At 67.9% G+C, this 533-nt stretch carries 1 pseudogene; it reads left to right on the plus strand.

The features are described from left to right. A pseudogene (locus A5780_RS41080) lies at positions 1–533 on the plus strand (hypothetical protein); the annotation flags it as partial.

Genomic DNA, 533 nt, shown 5'->3' on the forward strand with positions numbered 1-533 from the left:
CACCACGACGACACCATTGATCACATCGGCTCCAAATTCGCGATGTTGATCCGCGGCTTGATGCAGGACGTGTTGACCCGCGCCAATGAGAGTGCCCGGCGTCGCCGTGAGGCGTTGAAGGAGCAGGAGCAGCGCGACGCGAAGAAGGCTCGTGAGCAGGCCGCGGCGCTCGCCGCGCAACGCAAGGCCGCCGAGACCGCGCTGGAGAAGATACGCAAGACGGGCTGGGATCGCCTGTCGCGCAGTGAGGTCGCGGTCGCGCTGCACGAGGCTGTGACCTGGTCCGAGGAGTCCGACACCGCGCGGCGCGCGGCGGTCGAGCTGGCCAGCCACATCAAGCAGCGGTGGGGTGTGGAGGTCGACCTGTCCAGCGGGAAGGTCACCGTCGACGAGGACATGACCCCGAAGCTGGCGGCGAAGATGGCCGCCGCCGAACAGGAACGCGCCGCCAAGTCTCGTCTGGCCACCGCCCAAGACCGCATGGTCGCGATGATCGCCGCCGAGGACATCGACGAGTCGGCCAAGGCGGAGCT

The organism is Nocardia sp. 852002-20019_SCH5090214, assembly GCF_001665865.1.
GTDB classification, from domain to species: Bacteria; Actinomycetota; Actinomycetes; order Mycobacteriales; family Mycobacteriaceae; genus Nocardia; species Nocardia nova.